Source organism: Vescimonas sp. (assembly GCF_057856985.1).
The window spans coordinates 1-16,575 of record NZ_DBLZXX010000012.1; the positions used below are offsets into that span (position 1 = coordinate 1).

16 protein-coding genes and 1 pseudogene are annotated in these 16,575 nt (G+C 61.2%); 2 read left to right on the forward strand and 15 right to left on the reverse strand.

From position 1 onward, the window contains the following. The 5 genes and pseudogenes from ACZM22_RS08045 to ACZM22_RS08065 form a co-directional block, all read right to left on the reverse strand. A pseudogene (locus ACZM22_RS08045) lies at positions 1-129 on the reverse strand (acryloyl-CoA reductase electron transfer subunit beta); the annotation flags it as partial. Positions 130-145: 16 nt separating this feature from the next. Next, positions 146-946, reverse strand: a complete 801-nt coding sequence (gene acrB / locus ACZM22_RS08050; RefSeq protein ID WP_489543698.1) for an acryloyl-CoA reductase electron transfer subunit gamma — start codon at positions 944-946, stop codon at positions 146-148. A gap of 20 nt (positions 947-966) precedes the next feature. Then, entirely contained in the window at positions 967-2,130 is a 1,164-nt protein-coding gene (locus ACZM22_RS08055) for an acyl-CoA dehydrogenase (RefSeq protein WP_489543699.1), read from the reverse strand. Between the two features lie 24 nt (positions 2,131-2,154). Beyond that, positions 2,155-2,991 (reverse strand): 3-hydroxyacyl-CoA dehydrogenase family protein, encoded by an 837-nt coding sequence (locus ACZM22_RS08060; protein WP_484424639.1) that lies wholly within the window; start codon positions 2,989-2,991, stop codon positions 2,155-2,157. 73 nt (positions 2,992-3,064) lie between these two features. Further along, positions 3,065-3,844 (reverse strand): short-chain-enoyl-CoA hydratase, encoded by a 780-nt coding sequence (locus tag ACZM22_RS08065; protein ID WP_483268967.1) that lies wholly within the window; start codon positions 3,842-3,844, stop codon positions 3,065-3,067. 323 nt (positions 3,845-4,167) lie between these two features. Between ACZM22_RS08065 and trmB the strand changes: the two genes are divergently transcribed. Further along, entirely contained in the window at positions 4,168-4,860 is a 693-nt protein-coding gene (trmB, locus tag ACZM22_RS08070; protein WP_489543700.1) for a tRNA (guanosine(46)-N7)-methyltransferase TrmB, read from the forward strand. Positions 4,861-4,909: 49 nt separating this feature from the next. Here the strand turns inward: trmB and sigG are convergent, their stop codons facing one another. Next, positions 4,910-5,683: an RNA polymerase sporulation sigma factor SigG gene (sigG, locus tag ACZM22_RS08075; RefSeq protein WP_483268964.1), complete on the reverse strand. Its 774-nt coding sequence runs from the start codon at positions 5,681-5,683 to the stop codon at positions 4,910-4,912. 135 nt (positions 5,684-5,818) lie between these two features. Between sigG and ACZM22_RS08080 the strand changes: the two genes are divergently transcribed. Further along, entirely contained in the window at positions 5,819-6,109 is a 291-nt protein-coding gene (locus ACZM22_RS08080) for a YlmC/YmxH family sporulation protein (protein WP_483268968.1), read from the forward strand. Positions 6,110-6,149: 40 nt separating this feature from the next. Here ACZM22_RS08080 and ACZM22_RS08085 read toward each other — a convergent pair whose 3' ends face one another. The 9 genes from ACZM22_RS08085 to potA form a co-directional block, all read right to left on the reverse strand. Then, entirely contained in the window at positions 6,150-7,880 is a 1,731-nt protein-coding gene (locus tag ACZM22_RS08085) for a glutamine--tRNA ligase/YqeY domain fusion protein (protein WP_489543719.1), read from the reverse strand. Positions 7,881-7,994: 114 nt separating this feature from the next. Further along, complete coding sequence (locus ACZM22_RS08090; protein WP_484437915.1) at positions 7,995-8,570, reverse strand: ribonuclease M5; 576 nt, start codon at positions 8,568-8,570, stop codon at positions 7,995-7,997. Beyond that, positions 8,567-9,610 (reverse strand): DNA polymerase III subunit delta, encoded by a 1,044-nt coding sequence (gene holA, locus ACZM22_RS08095; RefSeq protein WP_489543701.1) that lies wholly within the window; start codon positions 9,608-9,610, stop codon positions 8,567-8,569. The genes ACZM22_RS08090 and holA overlap by 4 nt, the downstream gene beginning before the upstream one ends. A 1-nt stretch (position 9,611) precedes the next feature. Beyond that, positions 9,612-11,888, reverse strand: a complete 2,277-nt coding sequence (locus tag ACZM22_RS08100) for a DNA internalization-related competence protein ComEC/Rec2 (protein WP_489543702.1) — start codon at positions 11,886-11,888, stop codon at positions 9,612-9,614. A gap of 121 nt (positions 11,889-12,009) precedes the next feature. Further along, on the reverse strand, positions 12,010-12,411 hold the full coding sequence (locus ACZM22_RS08105; RefSeq protein WP_483269054.1) for a thioesterase family protein: 402 nt from the start codon (positions 12,409-12,411) through the stop codon (positions 12,010-12,012). A gap of 98 nt (positions 12,412-12,509) precedes the next feature. Further along, positions 12,510-13,589 carry an ABC transporter substrate-binding protein gene (locus ACZM22_RS08110; RefSeq protein WP_483269055.1) on the reverse strand — a complete coding sequence of 360 codons (1,080 nt, stop codon included), beginning with the start codon at positions 13,587-13,589 and terminating at the stop codon, positions 12,510-12,512. A 49-nt stretch (positions 13,590-13,638) separates the two neighbouring features. Then, the gene (locus ACZM22_RS08115; RefSeq protein ID WP_484438358.1) at positions 13,639-14,466 is read right to left on the reverse strand and encodes an ABC transporter permease; all 828 of its coding nucleotides are present in this window, start codon (positions 14,464-14,466) and stop codon (positions 13,639-13,641) included. Between the two features lie 38 nt (positions 14,467-14,504). After that, positions 14,505-15,359 (reverse strand): ABC transporter permease, encoded by an 855-nt coding sequence (locus ACZM22_RS08120; protein WP_484438313.1) that lies wholly within the window; start codon positions 15,357-15,359, stop codon positions 14,505-14,507. Next, on the reverse strand, positions 15,349-16,491 hold the full coding sequence (gene potA / locus ACZM22_RS08125) for a spermidine/putrescine ABC transporter ATP-binding protein (protein ID WP_484438314.1): 1,143 nt from the start codon (positions 16,489-16,491) through the stop codon (positions 15,349-15,351). The genes ACZM22_RS08120 and potA overlap by 11 nt, the downstream gene beginning before the upstream one ends. Between the last annotated feature and the right edge of the window lie 84 nt (positions 16,492-16,575).

The window sequence follows — 16,575 nt, forward strand, 5'->3', positions numbered from 1 at the left end:
CAGCTCGTTGGCCAGCTTCCGGCCCTCGGAGATCAGTTCGAAGGTTGTGGGCATCATCACGCCCTGACGCTGCTCGCAGAAAACCCATACGTTTTTGAAGGCAGCGGTATCAGCACTATTAAAAGCCATTTTCGTTTCTCCTTCCTTAGATGATGTGCTTGGCGGCCAGAATGCCTGCCAGCTTGTCGGTGGTAGCCTTGTCAGCGCCCTCGAGCATCATGCCCGCGCCCTTCTGAGGGGGCGTGAAGGAGGTCAGAATGTTGGTAGGAGAACCCTTCAGACCGATGGTGGTGGCATCGATCAGCTCGTGATCCTTCAGCGTCTCATAGGTCATGGTGACCAGAGGCTTGCTGTAGCACTCGAACGCGCCGCCCACGGACAGGTAACGCGGGGTGTTCAGCTCCTTGATGCAGGTGATCATGCAGGGGGTCTTGACCTTGATGGTCATGTAGCCGTCCTCCAGCATGCGCTTCACGGTCAGCGTGTCGCCGTCCTTGGTGATCTCACCGGCATAGGTGACCTGGGGCAGATGCAGCTTCTCAGCGATCTGGGGGCCCACCTGTGCGGTATCGCCGTCGATGGCCTGACGGCCAGCCAGGATGATGTCATCCTCGTCGATGCCGTAGGTGTCGATGGCAGCGGCGATGATCTGGGAGGTAGCGTAGGTATCGGAACCGCCGAACTCACGAGCGGTGACCAGAACGCCCTCGTCCACGCCCATGGCCATCAGCTCACGCAGCATGCCCTCTGCGGGAGGGGGACCCATGGTGAACGCCACGACCTTGCAGCCCAGCTCGTCCTTCAGAGCCAGAGCCGCCTCAACGGCGTTCATGTCATCGGGGTTGATGATGGTCTGCATGGACGCACGGTCCAGGGTGCCATCGGGGTTCACGGCCACCTTACCGGAGGTATCGGGAACCTGCTTCACAGTGACGATGATTTTCATTTTACCTTTTACCTCCTCAATTACTTAACGCCCAGATTGCTGGCGATGACCATGCGCTGGACCTCGGAAGTGCCCTCGTAGATCTCAGTGATCTTGGCATCGCGCATCATGCGCTCCACAGGATACTCACGGGTGTAACCGTAACCACCGAACAGCTGCACGGCGCGGCGGGTCACATCGGAAGCGGCCTCAGCGGCGAACAGCTTAGCCATGGCGGCATCCATGGAGTACGGCTCGTGGTTCTGCTTCTTCATGGCAGCAGCGTAAACCACATACTGAGCGGCCTGCATACGGGTATGCATATCCGCCAGCTGGAACTGGGTGTTCTGGAACTGGGAGATGCGCTTGCCGAACTGCACGCGCTCCTTGGTATACTTGATGGCTTCCTCAACGGCGCCCTCACCGATACCCAGAGCCTGGGAAGCGATGCCGATACGGCCGCCGTCCAGCGTCTTCATAGCGATCTTGAAGCCCTCGCCCTTCTTGCCCAGCATACGATCCTTGGGGATCACGCAATCCTCGAAGATCAGGTCGCAGGTAGAGCTGCCGCGGATACCCATCTTCTTCTCGTGCTTGCCCTGAGAGAAGCCCTTGTCGTCCTTCTCCACGATGAAAGCGGAGATCTCCTTCATGGTGCGGCCGCGCTTGTCGGTGGTCTTGCCGGTGACGGCGATGATGACGAAGGTATCAGCCACATTGCCGTTGGTGATGAAGCACTTGGAGCCGTTCAGGATGTAGTTCTCGCCGGACTCATCCAGCACAGCGGTGGTCTGCTGGCCCTGGGCGTCGGTACCGGCGCCGGGCTCGGTCAGGCCGAAAGCGCCGATCTTCTTGCCGGAGCACAGGTCGGGCAGATACTTCATCTTCTGCTCCTCGGTGCCGTTCTCAAAGATGGGGGCAGCACACAGGGAGGTGTGGGCGGAAACGATAACAGCGGTAGTGCCGCAGACCTTAGCCAGCTCCTCCACGCACATTGCATAGGACAGCACATCGGCGCCAGCGCCGCCGTACTGCTTGGGGAAGTAAATGCCCATCATGCCCAGCTTCGCCATCTTCTCGACGGTCTCCATGGGGAAGCGCTCTTCCTCATCGATCTCAGTGGCCAGGGGCTTTACTTCGTTCTCTGCAAATTCGCGGTACATCTTGCGAACGAGCAGCTGTTCCTTAGTCAGATGGAAATCCATACTCTTTTCTCCTTTTCCTGATTTTTACTTATTGTAGTTGAAGAAGCCTTCGCCGGACTTAATACCCAATTTGCCCGCACGAACCATCTTCCGGATCAGCACGTTTGCGCGATACTTGCTATCGTGAGTCTCGTTGAACAGCACGTCCATAATGTTCAGGACCACGTCCCAACCGATCAGGTCACCCAGATGCAGGGGGCCCATGGGGTGGTTGCAGCCCAGCTGCATAGCAATATCGATATCTTCCGCAGAGGCAACGCCTTCCTGCAGAACGCAAACGCCTTCGTTGCAATAGGGGATCAGGATCTTGTTGACCACGAAGCCGGGAGCCTCGTTGACCACCACGGGGGTCTTGCCGATCTCGGTGGACAGGTTCTTGATGTAATCCACCAGCTCCGCAGGGGTGTTGCCGCCGGCGATGACCTCCACCAGCTTCATGGCAGGCACGGGGTTAAAGAAGTGCATACCGATGAGGTGGTGCTTCAGGCCCTGGCCCATCTCGGTGATGGACAGAGAGGAGGTGTTGGAGGCGAAGACGGTCTCATCCTTGCACAGAGCGTCCAGCTTGGCCAGCAGCTCCTTCTTGACGGCCATGTTCTCGGCGACGCACTCGATGACCAGATCGGCATCGGCGGCGGCGTCGAACTCCTCGACCAGAACGCGGCTCATAATATCGTCAGCCGCTTCCTGGGTCATCCTGCCCTTGGCGACCTTCTTATTCAGGGAGGCTGCCAGCTTATCCTTATGACGCTGTGCGCTGGCCGTGCTGGAAGCATACATCAGGGCGGTGTGGCCCTTCGCTGCGAAAACCTGAGCAATACCACTGCCCATCGTACCTGCACCAAATACTGCTACTTTCATGATAGTTCCTCCTAAATCAAATTTTTACATGAATGACTTAATCATCAGGCAGATGCCTGTCAATTAACCTGTGTTACTTGTTCTGATAGGGCTCGTGCTTGCGCTTCTCCAGGAAGGCGCCCATGCCCTCGATCTGATCGGCGGTCTGGAAGCAGCTGCCGAACAGCTTCTCCTCGATGACCACGGCCTGATCGATGTCGGTCTGAAGACCGTCGTTGATGGCCTTCTTGCAGGCGCGCACCGCGATGGGTGCGTTCTTGGCGATGGTCTGGGCCAGCTTCTCCGCGGCGGGCATCAGCTCCTCCAGCGGATACACGGCGTTGACCAGACCGATGCGGTAAGCCTCGTCCGCCTTAATGTTTTTGGCGGAGTAGATCAGCTGCTTTGCCATGCCGGGGCTGACCAGACGAGCCAAACGCTGGGTGCCGCCGAAGCCGGGGGTGATGCCCAGGCCGGTCTCAGGCTGACCGAACACGGCAGTGTCGGCACAGAGGCGGATGTCGCAGCTCATGCTCAGTTCGCAGCCGCCGCCCAGTGCAAAGCCGTTGACTGCGGCGATGGTGGGGATGGGCAGGGTCTCGATGCGGCGGAACACGTCGTTGCCGTGCTTGCCGAAGGCCTCGCCGCCCTCCTTGGTCAGGGTGCTCATCTCGGCGATGTCGGCGCCGGCCACGAAAGCCTTCTCGCCGCTGCCGGTGATAATCAGCGCATAAATGTCCTGGTCGGCGGTGACAATATCCACCAGCTCATCCAGGTCGGACAATACCTCGGAATTCAGAGCGTTCAGCGCCTTGGGCCGGTTAATGGTAGCCACGGCGATATGCTCCTTCTTTTCCAGCAGAACATGGGTCATATCCATTCCTCCTTCATCCTCGTGCGCCGCAGCCCGCAGGCGGCGGTAGCTGTCGCGGGCGGGATCGCGCCCATAGGGCATGACCCTCCCATACATACTGCATTATAGTAGACTGTTAGAATTTTATCAAGTGCAACTGACGGTGCTTTTTCTTTTTCAGCAGTTCTTACAAAAGTTGCGGCCGTTCTTTGCGCATTTTGAAGGGTGAACTGTCGGAAACGCCTCAAAAATCCGGTCACCTGCGGAACAGAGGTTTACAAACAGGCAGCAGATATGGTAGAATGACCGCCGGTATTCACCATATACAGGAGGAGTTCTGTGCCATGCGTATGCGTAAAAAGAAAAATCTGCTGCCCCGCATGGAGGCGTGCAGCAGCTGTCTCGTCCGCGATCCCTTCACCATGCGCGGCCAATGGCGGACGTTGATGCCCGATGCGAAGGAACTGCGGGTGGAGCTGGGCTGCGGCAAGGGCCGCTTCACCGTGGACACGGCGCTGTCAGAGCCGGATGTGCTGCTTATCGCCGTGGAGAAGGTGCCGGACGCCATGGTGGTCGCCATGGAGCGGGCCATGGACGCCGGCCTGAAGAACGTGTTCTTCGTGGACGGCGATGCGGCGCTGCTGCCGGACATGTTTGCCTCCGGTGAGGTGGACCGGCTGTACATCAACTTCTGTGACCCGTGGCCCAAGAGCAATCAGAAGAAACGGCGGCTCACCCACGGCAATTTTCTCAAGCAGTACCGCAGGGTGCTGGCCGACGGCGGGCAGATCCACTTCAAGACAGACAATGACAAGCTGTTCGCCTGGTCAGTGGAGGAGATCCCTCAGTTCGGCTTTCAGCTGTCGGAGGTCACTACGGACCTGCATAAGGACGGCGCCGTGGGCGTCATGACCGACTATGAGCGGAAGTTCTTCAATGAGGGCAAGAATATCAACCGCTGTGTGGCCACCATGGTCCCGTGGGAGGAGCCCGCAGAGCCGGAGGCTCCGGAGGTCGCGGCAGAACCGGCGGAATAACGGCATAAAGGCGCGGCAGGGTCTCCCCTGCCGCGCCTTTTGCGTCCGCTCACATATTCCGCCGGATAGCGCTGATGGCCCCCTTCTCCAGACGCGATACCTGGGCCTGAGAGATGCCGATCTCGCCGCTGACCTCCATCTGGGTCTTGCCCTGGCAGAACCGCAGGGCCAGGATGCTCCGCTCACGCGGGTCCAGCCGCGAGATGGCCTCCTTCAGCGCGATGCGGTCCAGCCAGCTCTCGTCGGTGTTCCGGTCGTCCCGCACCTGATCCATGACACACACCGCATCGCCCCCGCCGTCCGCGTACACCGGCTCGTAGAGGCTGACGGGGTCCACGATGGCGTCCATGGCCATCACCACGTCCTCCCGCGGGATGTCCAGATACTTGGCGATCTGCTCCACGGTAGGCTCCCGCTGGGTCTCCGCCATCAGCTTTTCCCGCCCCTGCAATACCTTGTAGGCCGTATCCCGCATGCTGCGGCTGACGCGGACGGCACTGTTGTCCCGCAGATAGCGGCGGATCTCCCCCACGATCATGGGCACGCCGTAGGTGGAAAACCGCACCGGCTGGTTGATGTCAAAGTTGTCGATGGCCTTCATCAGGCCGATGCACCCCACCTGAAAGAGATCGTCCACGTTCTCGCCTCTGCCCAGGAACCGCTGTATCACCGACAGCACCAGCCGCAGGTTACCGCAGATCAGCTGCTCCCGCGCCGCTCTGTCGCCCTCCTTGGTGCGGCGCAGGAGGGCCGTCATCTCATCGTTTTTCAGCACCGGCAGCTTGGCTGTGTTGATGCCGCAGATCTCCACCTTTCCCCGCATGTCCGCCCGTCCTTCCACTGTGATAGTGGCAGTATTTCCCGCCGCTGCAGCGGCTATTCCGCGGGGCGGAATGTTCCCGGAAACGACAGCATGGGACAGGCGGCGCGGCGCATAGGCTTGCACGGGGTGAGCGCGATGCTGTGTAAATTTTCCATGCTGCGGCGCAAGGAGGTCATCAATCTCTGTGACGGCTGCCGCCTTGGCTGTGTGGGCGATCTGGACGTACAGGTGCCGGAGGGCACGGTGAAAGGCATCATCGTCTTTGGGCCGTGCCGGTTCTTCGGGCTGTTCGGCCGCGGAGAGGATTTTTATGTCCCGTGGGACTGCATTCAGAAGTTCGGCGACGACATCATCCTCATCGACAAGCCCTTCCAGAAGCGCCAGCCGCCACCGCCGCCCCACCGGAAAAAGGGGTGGTTCGGGTAAAAAAGAGCGCCTCCGGCTCCGCCGGAGACGCTCTTTCCGTTTACTTTTTGAAGCTGTCCTTCAGGGACACGCTGCGGTTGAATACCAGGTGCTCCGCCGTGCTGTCCCGATTGTCCAGGCAGAAGTAGCCCACCCGCATGAACTGGAACGTGGGGGCGTTGACGCCGGTACGTCCCTCTTTCTTGTCGAAGGCGGCGGCCACGGCGGCCATCTCCGGCTCCACCTTGCAGCCTCTGAGCACCGTCAGGCTCTCGGGGTTCAGGCAGGCCAGAAAGTCCTTGTCGGGGCCGTCCGGCGTGGCGTCGGAGAACAGGTTGTCATACAGGCGCACCTCGGCGTCCATGCAGTTCTCCGCGTCCACCCAGTGGAGCGTAGCACCCTTGACCTTGCGGCCGTCGGCGGGGTCGCCGCCGCGGGAATCGGGGTCGTAGGTACACAGCACCTCCGTCACGCGGCCATTCTCGTCCTTGACGCAGCCGGTGCAGGTGACGAGGTACGCGCCCTTCAGGCGGCACTCGGGGCCGTTGGGGGTCAGGCGCTTGTACTTGGGCACCGGTACCTCCATGAAGTCGTCCTCCTCGATCCACAGGTGTCGGGAGAAGGTGATGTCGTGGGTGCCCTGGGTGGGATCGGTGGGGTTATTCTCCACAGTGAAGGTCTCGCTCTGTCCCTCGGGGTAATTGGTGACCGTCAGCTTCACCGGATGCAGCACCGCCATGGTGCGCTCGGCGTTGGCGTTCAGATCCTCGCGGAGGCAGTGCTCCAGAAAGCCGTACTCGATGACGTTGGGGGATTTGGCCACGCCGATGCGCTCGCAGAAATTGCGGATGGACGCGGCGGTATAGCCCCGGCGGCGCAGGCCGCACAGCGTGGGCATACGGGGATCGTCCCAGCCGGAGACATAGTTCTCCTCCACCAGCTTGCGCAGCTTCCGCTTGGACATCACCGTGTGGTCGATGCCCAGACGAGCGAACTCGATCTGGCGGGGACGGGCCGGCAGCTCGCAGTGCTCGATGACCCAGTTGTACAGGGGACGGTGGGCCTCAAACTCCAGAGAGCACAGGCTGTGGGTGATGCCCTCCAGCGCGTCCTGGATAGGGTGGGCAAAGTCGTACATGGGATAGATGCACCACTTATCGCCCTGCCGGTGGTGGCTCATGTGGTTGATGCGGTAGATGACGGGGTCGCGCATGTTGAAGTTGCCGCTGGTCAGGTCGATCTTGGCCCGCAGCGTCATCGCGCCGTTGGGGAACTCCCCCGCCCGCATGCGGGCGAACAGGTCCAGGCTCTCCTCAATGGGCCGGTCACGGTAGGGGGACACGGCTGGGATGCCGATATCTCCGCGGTTGGCCTTGAATTCCTCCGGCGTCAGCTGGCACACGTAGGCCAGCCTCTTCTTGATGAGCAGCACCGCCTGACGGTAGTCCTCCTCAAAGTAGTCGGAGCCGTAGAAGAAGCGGTCGCCCCAGTCAAAGCCCAGCCAGTGGATGTCCTGCTTGATGGCCTCCACAAACTCCTCGTCCTCCTTGGTGGGGTTGGTGTCGTCCATTCGCAGGTTGCACAGGCCGTTGTACTTCTCGGCAGTGCCGAAGTCGATGGTCAGCGCCTTGCAGTGTCCGATGTGCAGGTAGCCGTTTGGCTCCGGCGGGAAACGGGTGTGGACGGTCATTCCCTGGAACTGACCACCCTCTGCGATGTCCTCGTCGATGAAATTCAGGATAAAGTTTTTGCCGGACTCCTCCGTTTCGGGGGGCTTGATTTCCTCGGCCATGATCTTTCTCACACTCCTTGTATGTCGTTATTTGTTTTCGCGTGAAAACAATGGTTTATTATACCCGCCGCTGCCGGAAATTGCAAGGGGTTTGCCCGCACTCCTGTAAAAAACTCACAGCGCATCGAATTCCTCTCGGGTCAGCAGCGTGTCCAGCGCCTCCATGAGGCCGTTGGCCGTCAGATGCTCCGGCAGGCCCAGCCGCCGCTGCAGCGCCGCCCGCTTCTCCGCAGACGCGGGGCCGATGAGCCCCTTTTCCAGCATGTCCGCCTTGGTCAGTCCCGCCCTCTGCGGAGCCTCCGTCCCGTCCTCAAACGTAGCGCCTGCGCGGCGCAGCGCCTCGATCAGCACCTGCGGCGGCATGCCCTCCACGCCTAATTTCCCCTCTCTCCCGCCCTTTTTCTTGCGGCGCTCCTTGCCGTACACGTCCGGCACATAGGCCTGCTTCACCTGCTCCGGCGGCAGGATGCCCTTGAGATGGTTCCGGATGACGAAGCCCGCGCCGTCGGGATCTGTCAGCAGGATCACTCCGCGCTTCTCCGCCAGCCGCCGCAGGTACGCGGCCTTTTCCCCGTTGCGGAACACGGCGAAGCCGCCGGTCTCCACCACCACGGCGTCCACCGCCTGCAAAAGCGTGTTCTTATCGTAGCGGCCCTCCACCACGATGACCTCGCGGACGCGGGGCTTCATCGCCCACCTGCCAGTTCCATGAGGAGCAGCTTCAGCTCGCCCTCACTATCCATATTGCGTTCGCTTTTCATACGGCGGTCCAGCACCTGACAGCGCTTCACCGCCTGACGGCACCAGTCGTGATCCACGTTCCGCGCCGCCTGCAGCAGCAGCTTGGCGGGATAGTCGCTGCTCATGCTCCACAGCTCCTTCAGCCAAACGCGGTCCTTGCCGCCGTCCAGCGCCAGACGCGCCGTATACAGCCGCCGCAGCTCCTTGCCCAGCGCCGCCAGAATGGCGATAGGCTCCATCTGCATCCGCAGCAGCTCCGCCAGGACACCGGCGGCGCGGTCATAGTTCCGCGCCGTGACGGCGTTGGTCATGTCAAAAATGCGGGCGTCCAGCACCGGCTCCGCCACGGCGTCGATGTCCGCCATGGTGATGCGCTCGTGCTTTGCGTAGGCGGCGATCTTCTCGATCTCCGGTATCAGTCCCCGCATCAGACTGCCGCAGGTAAACAGCAGGTGGTCTGCCGCCGTCTGGTCGATGTCGTGGCCGACGGCGGCGAACCGCCGCTTCAGCCAGTTCAGCAGGTCCTTTCGCTCCTGCTGGACGAACTCCACCTCCTGCACGTACTCGTTCAGGGCGGCGCACAGCTTCTTCATCTTCCCGTCCCGCTTGTAGGTCAGCTGTTCGTACAGGAAGATCAGCGTGCAGTAGGGCGGGAAGTCGGACAGCAGATCGATCAGCGCCGTCCGCTGTCCCTCGTCCAGCTTGAAGATGTCCATGTCCGTGACGGTGATGAGGGTGTGCTCCGCCATCATAGGCATGGCCTCTGCCGTCTCCGCCAGCTCCTGTACCGTCAGGCCCTTACCGGTGAGACGGTGGTAGTTGAACTCCTCGAAGCCCGCAGGGATCAGCAGCTCCTTCAGCCGCTGCGCCATGGTCTGGAGCAGATAGCGCTCCTCACCGTAGAAAATATAGAGATTGGCCGGTACGCCTGCCTTCACGGCGGCCCGCAGCGCCTCATAGCCGCCGCTGCGGCTCTCCTTTTTTGCCATGTCAGTCCTCTCCCTTCACCGTGACGCGCACCGTGCCCTGCCTGTCCGTGCGCCAGATGTCCGCACCTATGTCCTCCAGCCGCTCCATAGCCTGACCGGAGGGGTGGCCGTAGCTGTTGTCGCCCACGCTGATGATGCCCACCTCCGGCCGGGTAGCACGCAGGAACGTCTCGTCCGAGCTGTACCGCGAGCCGTGATGGCTCACCACCAGCACCTCTATATCCGGCAGAGGATATGTCTCTGCCAGCTTCCGCTCGGTGCTCCCCGCCATGTCGCCGGTGATCAGCAGGTCGAAATCGCCCGCCGTGGCCAGCGCCGACAGGCCCTGTTCGTTAAGGTCGCCCTCCGCCGCCACCGGCGGATAGACCGTCAGCGTCATCTCCCCCAGCGTCAGAACGGTGGGGGATGTCACGAACACCACGTCCGTGCCCTTGCGCGCCGCCAGCTCCACCAACCGCTGCCGCACGCCGTATTCGTCCTCGATGTCCGGCAGATACAGCGTCTCCACCGGCAGGCGCTCCATCACCTCGTACAGGCCGTTGGTGTGGTCGGCGTGGTAGTGGGTCACCACCACGCACCGCAGCTTGCGCACGCCCAGACTGGCCAGCTGATCCGCCGCCACGCCGCCTGCGTCCACGTAGCTGTTGCTGCTGCCGCAGTCCACCAGCGCCGCCTCTTTGCCGGACCACAGGGCCACGCTCTCGCCCTGCCCCACATCCAGCGCCAGGGCGTTCATGACACCGTACCGGCCGGTATCTCCCAGCCATACGGACACCGCCAGCATCATCGCCGACAGCACCGCCGCCATGGCGTACTTCCGCCGCCGGTCCTTCGTGACGGCGCAGCCGATAAACGCGATATAGCTGTACAGCATCCAGTAGATGAGGATGCGGTTGTTGAAATAGACGGCGTGGAACGGCAGCGCCGTCAGCGTCCGCGCCACCCACAGGATGTACTTCACCAGCGCGAAGGACACCCAGCCCAGCACCTGCCCCAGCGGCAGCCACACGAGCCCCAGCAGGGTGGTGATAAAGGCCGCCATGAAGCTCCAGCCCGCGGCAGGCACCGCCAGCAGCCCGGCCAGCGGCGCCACGATCACGAAAATGTTGAAGTACCATGCGATCAGCGGCGCGGTGAACACCATGGCTCCCAGCGTAGCCGCCAGGTTGGCCGCTAAAAAGCGGATCATCCGCTCCACCAGCCGCCGCTGCCCGTGATACCAGCCGCTCAGCGTCTGATAGAGCCGCGGTGTCAGCAGCACCATGCCCAGCGCGGCGGCAAAGCTCAATTGCAGGCTGACGCTCCCCGCCGTAAAGGGGTTGGCCAGCAGGATGACACCCAGCGCCGCCGCCAGAGCGGTAAGGCCGTCGCTGCTCCGCCGGAACAGCGGCGCAGTCAGCAGGAATATCTGCATGATGCAGGCCCGTACCACCGATGGCGACAGGCCCACCATCACCATATAGAACAGCAGCGCCGGTATGGTCACGGCGCACAGCGTCCGCCGCCGGTTCCCCGGGGTCAGCAGCCCCAGCAGCGTCACCAGAAACGCACAGTGCAGGCCGGACACCGCGAACAGATGGGCAAGTCCCGTCTCCTCCATCACCACGGCGTCGCCCTCCGGCAGCGCCGCACGGTCGCCGGTGAGCTCCGCGATCAGAAAGCCCTGCACCGACTGGTCGTCCCAGATGGCGGCGCCCCTCTCCTGCATGGCCCGCGCCGCCCGAAGCGGCAGCCAGCGGAGCTGTCCTGCGCTGCCCTGCCCCACCTCCGGCTCGTCTCGCTGATAGAGCAGGGCGTATACGCCTCGGGCAGTGAACTGCGTCAGCTCTGTGCCTCGGATATTGGAGGCATCCTGCCACCACGCCGCGCCGGACAGCGTCTGCCCCGGCTCCAGCGTCAGCAGCTCCTCCCCGCCATAATACGTAGCCTTGGCCCCGTGCATCCCATGGAGCCGCACCGTCACCGCAGCGCCTCGCTCCGTCTCCCACGGCCAGGTGCAGACGGTGCCGGCAAACGCCGTCTCCGTGCCGCAGAGGTCCAGCACCGGCTGCTGCACCACCGCCTGATACGCGGTGAAATACACCAGCGACGCCGCCAGCGGCCACAGGATCAGCCGGCCCCGCCGGAACCGCTTCTGCGTCCGCCCCCACAGATACAGGCCCAGCGCGGCCAGCGCCAGCCCCGCCGCCGCCCACAGATACCATCCGGACCACGGCAGCAGCAGTACCAGAAACAGTCCTGCCGCAAAGGAGAACGCTATGGTGGCCAGTACGCGCATATGCTCTCCCCTTTCCGCTTTCTTAACCTTATTATTGTACCAGATATGCCGCGCCGCCGCAAGGGCGCAAAAAAGGACTTCCTGTACCCTCGTACAGGAAGTCCTTTTTGCCGTATCTGCTTTACTTGACCTTATGCAGCTTGTCGCTGCACTTCTGCTGGAACCGCGCGTTGTCGATGACGGCGCGGGTATGGGTGCCCTCGCCGATCAGGCCGTCCTCGTCGGAGGCGCTGACCTTGAAGGTGATCATCTTGCCGTTGGCGGAGACGCCCGTCACCTCGGCGGTAGCGGTGATCTTCATTCCCACGGGAGTGGGGGCCAGATGGCTGGACGCGATCTCCACGCCCACGGTGCCCTTGCCCTCCGGCAGCTCGTTCTGCACGCACCACATGGCGGCGCACTCCATCAGGGCCATCATGTAGGGGGTGCCCAGCACCTCCAGCCCGCCGGAGCCGATGGCTTTGGCGGTCATGTCGGCGGTCACGGTCTTTTCCACGGTATGGGTCATGCCGGTCTCGATCATGTTCGTACCTCCTGATTTAAAATTTTCCTCGCACCTTGGCCGCAGCTGTATCCGCGGCCACAGGCGCGGTGCTGTTTTGTCCTCAAAGAGCCTGCGTGTTACACGCCCAGCTGGGTCCACAGCTTGTCGTAGTATTTCAGCGTCTCCTGGGGCAGGTTCACATACAGCTCGCAGCGATCCAGCACGTCGGCCGGTGCCGCCATGATGTTGTAGAGCTCCTGATCCAGCGCCTCACCGTTCTGCTCCTCGTAGTAGGCGGGGTACTCCGCCAGCGCCTCGGCGTTGGGGGAGGCATACCAGATATAGTCCATGTTGGCCAGGCTGGCGTCCGTTCCGGCGATGAAGTTGATCCACTCCATGGCCTCGTCCTTATGCTGGCTGGACTTCAGGACGCACATGGCGTCCACGAACCAGTTGCTGCCCTCCTCGGGCACCACGAAGGCCAGATCCTCGTTGTTCTCCAGCATGGTCAGATAGTCGCCGGCGTAGTACATGGCGATGGCCGCGTTGCCGCCCTCCATCTTGCCGAAGATCTCATCCATGACGAAGGCCTGATACACGCCCTTGTCCTTGGCGTTCTTCACCAGCTGGAATGCCTCATCGAGCTGAGCCTCGTCGGTGGTGTTGATGTCGTAGCCCAGATAGCACAGGGCCGCCATCAGCGCGTCGCGGGAGTTGTTGATCATCAGCACCTGTCCGGCGTACTTCTCGTCAAACATAGCCCCCCAGCTGGTGATGGGCTCATCCACCATCTTGGTGTTGTAGATGATGCCCACAGTACCCCAGCTGTAGGGCACGGTGTACTTGTTCTCCGGATCGAAGCTCAGGGACTTGTACTGCGGATCAATGAGGTCATAGTTGGGGATGGCGCTGTAATCCAGCTCTGCCAGCATCCCCTCGTCGATAAGCCGCCCAATCATGTAATCGGAGGGCACGATCACGTCGAAATCCGCGCCGCCGGTCTGGAGCAGGGAGTACAGCGTCTCGTTGCTCTCCGCCGTCTGATAGTTGACGTGGATACCGGTCTGGGCCTCAAATTCGCCGATAAGAGACTCGTCGATATACTCGCCCCAGCTGCACACGTTGACAACACGCTGCTCCTTGCCTCCGTCGCCGCAGCCGGCCAGCAGTCCCACGGTCATCATGACCGTCAGCGCAAACGCGATGATTCTTTTCAATGCTTTATCCTCCTGAAATAGAACGTTATAAAATAGTCAGAGCGCATGCTCACCTCTGCTGCATGGCCTTGCGCTCCTGGCGGGATTCCCGCACATTGATGATGACCAGCAGCAGCAGGACCGTACCGAACAGCAGCGCGGAGATGGCGTTGATCTGCGGGCTGACACGCTTTTTTGTCATGCCGTAGATGGTCATGGCCAGCGTGGATACGGACGAGCCCGCCGTAAAATAACTGATGACAAAGTCATCGATGGACATGGTAAATGCCGTCAGTGCTCCGGATACGATGCCCGGCTTGATCTCCGGCAGGATGACCTTCCAGAACGCCTGCATCCACGTACAGCCAAGATCCTGAGCCGCGTCCACCAGATTCTTGTCCATTTGCCGCAGCTTGGGGCCTACGGACAGGATGACATAGGGGATGTTGAAGCATACATGGGCGATGAGCAGGGTACCGAAGCCCATGGTCAGCCGCTCCGGCAGGACTACCAGACTCTGCCAGCTGTTGACCCAGCCGGCAAAAGTGCCCCATCCGTTGAAAAAGGCCACGAACAGCAGGCACAGACTGACGCCGGTGACAATATCGGCGTTCATCATGGGAATGCTGTTCACCATCATCAGCGGGTCGCGGGCCCTGCGGCGCATGGCATGGAAGCCGATGGACGCGAAGGTGCCCGCCACCGTGGCGATGACCGTGGCCAGCAGGCTCACCAGCAGCGTGGTATACACGCTCTGCATAATGATGCGGTTCTGGAACAGCTTTGCATACCACATCAGGGAGAAGCCCTTCCACACGGTGTTGCTGTTTCCCGCGTTGAAGGAAAACACGATCAGCAGCACGATGGGCGCATACAGGAAAATACCGATCAGCGCCATGAAAAAGCGGCTGCCGAACCGCACGTCTCTTTTCTTTTTCACAGCATCACCGCCTGTTCCTCGCCTTCACCGAAGCGATTCATCACCAGCATGCAGATGACCACGATGACCATCATCACCAGCGAGATAGCCGCGCCCAGCTGTGGGTTGTACGCGCCGCCCAAAAACTGCCGCTCGATGAGGTCGCCCAGCAGCAGCTCCGTGCCGCCGCCCAGCATCCGGCTGATGGCGAAGGTGGACACCGATGGCACGAACACCATGGTGATGCCCGACAGCACGCCCGGCAGCGACAGGGGCAGAATGACCTTGCGGAACACCGTCACCGAGTTGGCGCCCAGATCTCTGGCCGCCTCCAACAGTGAGCGGTCCATCTTTCCGATGACCGAGTAGATAGGCAGGATCATGAAGGGCAGATAGTTATACACCATGCCCAGCACCACCGCGCCCTGGGTATCCATCATCGGAAAAAACTCGATGCTGCTGCCCGTGATGCTGTTGTACAGCGCAATAAGCCCGATCTTCTGGAACAGCTGGTTCAAAAGCCCGTTGTTCTCCAGAATGGTCATCCACGAGTACGTCCGCAGCAGGAAGTTGATCCACATGGGCAGCATGATCAGCACCATGGCGATCCGCTGGAAGGCTGCGCCCTCGCGGCTGATGAAATACGCCACCGGGTAGCCGATGAGCAGGCAGATGGCCGTGGCGATGATGGCCAGCTTAAAGGACCGGCCGAACACGGCGGCGTAGCCGCCCATCTGCACGAAGTTGTCCAGCGTAGCTCCGCCCGCTCCGTTGGAGAAGGCATAGACGACCATGATGATGATGGGTGCCACCACGAAAATGGCCATCCACACCACATACGGTATGGCGAAATGGGAGAGCTTAGTCTTCATCCTCGCTCTCCTCCTCTTCCAGCTCCACGCTGGCGTCCGCCAATTCCTCATACTCCTCGGAATAGGAGGAGTAGTCGCCGAACATTCCGGAGTATTCGCTCTTCTTCATGATGTGGAAGCCCTCGGGGTCGATCTTCACGCCGATGCGTGCGCCCACCGGCGAGTGGTCGGTGGTCTGGATGAGCCACTTGAAGCCCCGGAAGTCCACGATGATGTCGTACTGCATCCCCTTGAACGTCACGTTGGTGACGGTGCCGATGAGCTGGCCCTGCTCCACGGGGACAATGTCGATATCCTCGGGGCGGATGACCACGTCCACCGGCTCGTTCTCAGCGAAGCCCGCGTCCACGCAGGGGAACTCCTTGCCGTACATTTTCACGACCTTATCCCGGACCATGACGCCGTTGAGAATGTTGCTCTCGCCGATGAAGTCCGCCACGAAGGCGTTCTTCGGCTCGTTGTAGATATCCTCCGGCGTGCCGATCTGCTGGATGCGGCCCTTGTCCATCACCACCACGGTGTCGGACATGGTCAGCGCCTCCTCCTGGTCGTGGGTCACATATATAAACGTTATGCCCATCTGCTGCTGGATACGCTTCAGCTCGTTCTGCATATCCTTGCGCAGACGCAGATCCAATGCGCCCAGCGGCTCGTCCAGAAGCAATACCTTCGGACGGTTCACCAGTGCGCGGGCGATGGCCACCCGCTGCTGCTGGCCGCCGGACAGCTGGTCGATGCGGCGGCGGTCAAAGCCCTTCAGGCTGACCACCTCCAGCATTTCGGTGACACGCTGCCGTATCTCCTCCTCCGGCACTTTTGCGATGCGCAGGCCGAAGGCGATGTTTTCAAACACATCCAGATGCGGGAACAGCGCATATTTCTGGAACACCGTGTTGATCTGCCGTTTGTGTGGCGGAACGTCATTGATCCTCACCCCGTCAAAGGTCACATCACCGGAAGTGGGTGTGGTAAACCCACCGATGATGCGCAGCGTTGTGGTCTTGCCGCAGCCGCTGGGTCCAAGCAGTGTGAGGAATTCAGAATCGTTGATATAAAGATTGATGTTATCGAGAACCAGCTCGTCGTCAAACGCCATGCAGAGATCCCGCAGGCGAATCAACTCTTTGGCCATTTATCCTCCCCCGTTCATACATAAAATAACCCTCCTCCCCGGAAACCGCCGGCGCCTGTTCCTGCGCCGCTTTTTCCGTCGAAA

What these genes read in the sequence shown, in the direction of transcription:
- acrB (WP_489543698.1), bottom strand. Translation starts at nt 946, where the DNA reads ATGAAAATCATCGTCACTGTGAAGCAGGTTCCCGATACCTCCGGTAAG.
- ACZM22_RS08055 (WP_489543699.1), bottom strand. Translation starts at nt 2,130, where the DNA reads ATGGATTTCCATCTGACTAAGGAACAGCTGCTCGTTCGCAAGATGTAC.
- ACZM22_RS08060 (WP_484424639.1), bottom strand. Translation starts at nt 2,991, where the DNA reads ATGAAAGTAGCAGTATTTGGTGCAGGTACGATGGGCAGTGGTATTGCT.
- ACZM22_RS08065 (WP_483268967.1), bottom strand. Translation starts at nt 3,844, where the DNA reads ATGACCCATGTTCTGCTGGAAAAGAAGGAGCATATCGCCGTGGCTACC.
- trmB (WP_489543700.1), top strand. Translation starts at nt 4,168, where the DNA reads ATGCGTATGCGTAAAAAGAAAAATCTGCTGCCCCGCATGGAGGCGTGC.
- sigG (WP_483268964.1), bottom strand. Translation starts at nt 5,683, where the DNA reads ATGCGGGGAAAGGTGGAGATCTGCGGCATCAACACAGCCAAGCTGCCG.
- ACZM22_RS08080 (WP_483268968.1), top strand. Translation starts at nt 5,819, where the DNA reads ATGCTGTGTAAATTTTCCATGCTGCGGCGCAAGGAGGTCATCAATCTC.
- ACZM22_RS08085 (WP_489543719.1), bottom strand. Translation starts at nt 7,880, where the DNA reads ATGGCCGAGGAAATCAAGCCCCCCGAAACGGAGGAGTCCGGCAAAAAC.
- ACZM22_RS08090 (WP_484437915.1), bottom strand. Translation starts at nt 8,570, where the DNA reads ATGAAGCCCCGCGTCCGCGAGGTCATCGTGGTGGAGGGCCGCTACGAT.
- holA (WP_489543701.1), bottom strand. Translation starts at nt 9,610, where the DNA reads ATGGCAAAAAAGGAGAGCCGCAGCGGCGGCTATGAGGCGCTGCGGGCC.
- ACZM22_RS08100 (WP_489543702.1), bottom strand. Translation starts at nt 11,888, where the DNA reads ATGCGCGTACTGGCCACCATAGCGTTCTCCTTTGCGGCAGGACTGTTT.
- ACZM22_RS08105 (WP_483269054.1), bottom strand. Translation starts at nt 12,411, where the DNA reads ATGATCGAGACCGGCATGACCCATACCGTGGAAAAGACCGTGACCGCC.
- ACZM22_RS08115 (WP_484438358.1), bottom strand. Translation starts at nt 14,466, where the DNA reads ATGGCGCTGATCGGTATTTTCCTGTATGCGCCCATCGTGCTGCTGATC.
- ACZM22_RS08120 (WP_484438313.1), bottom strand. Translation starts at nt 15,359, where the DNA reads ATGAAGACTAAGCTCTCCCATTTCGCCATACCGTATGTGGTGTGGATG.
- potA (WP_484438314.1), bottom strand. Translation starts at nt 16,491, where the DNA reads ATGGCCAAAGAGTTGATTCGCCTGCGGGATCTCTGCATGGCGTTTGAC.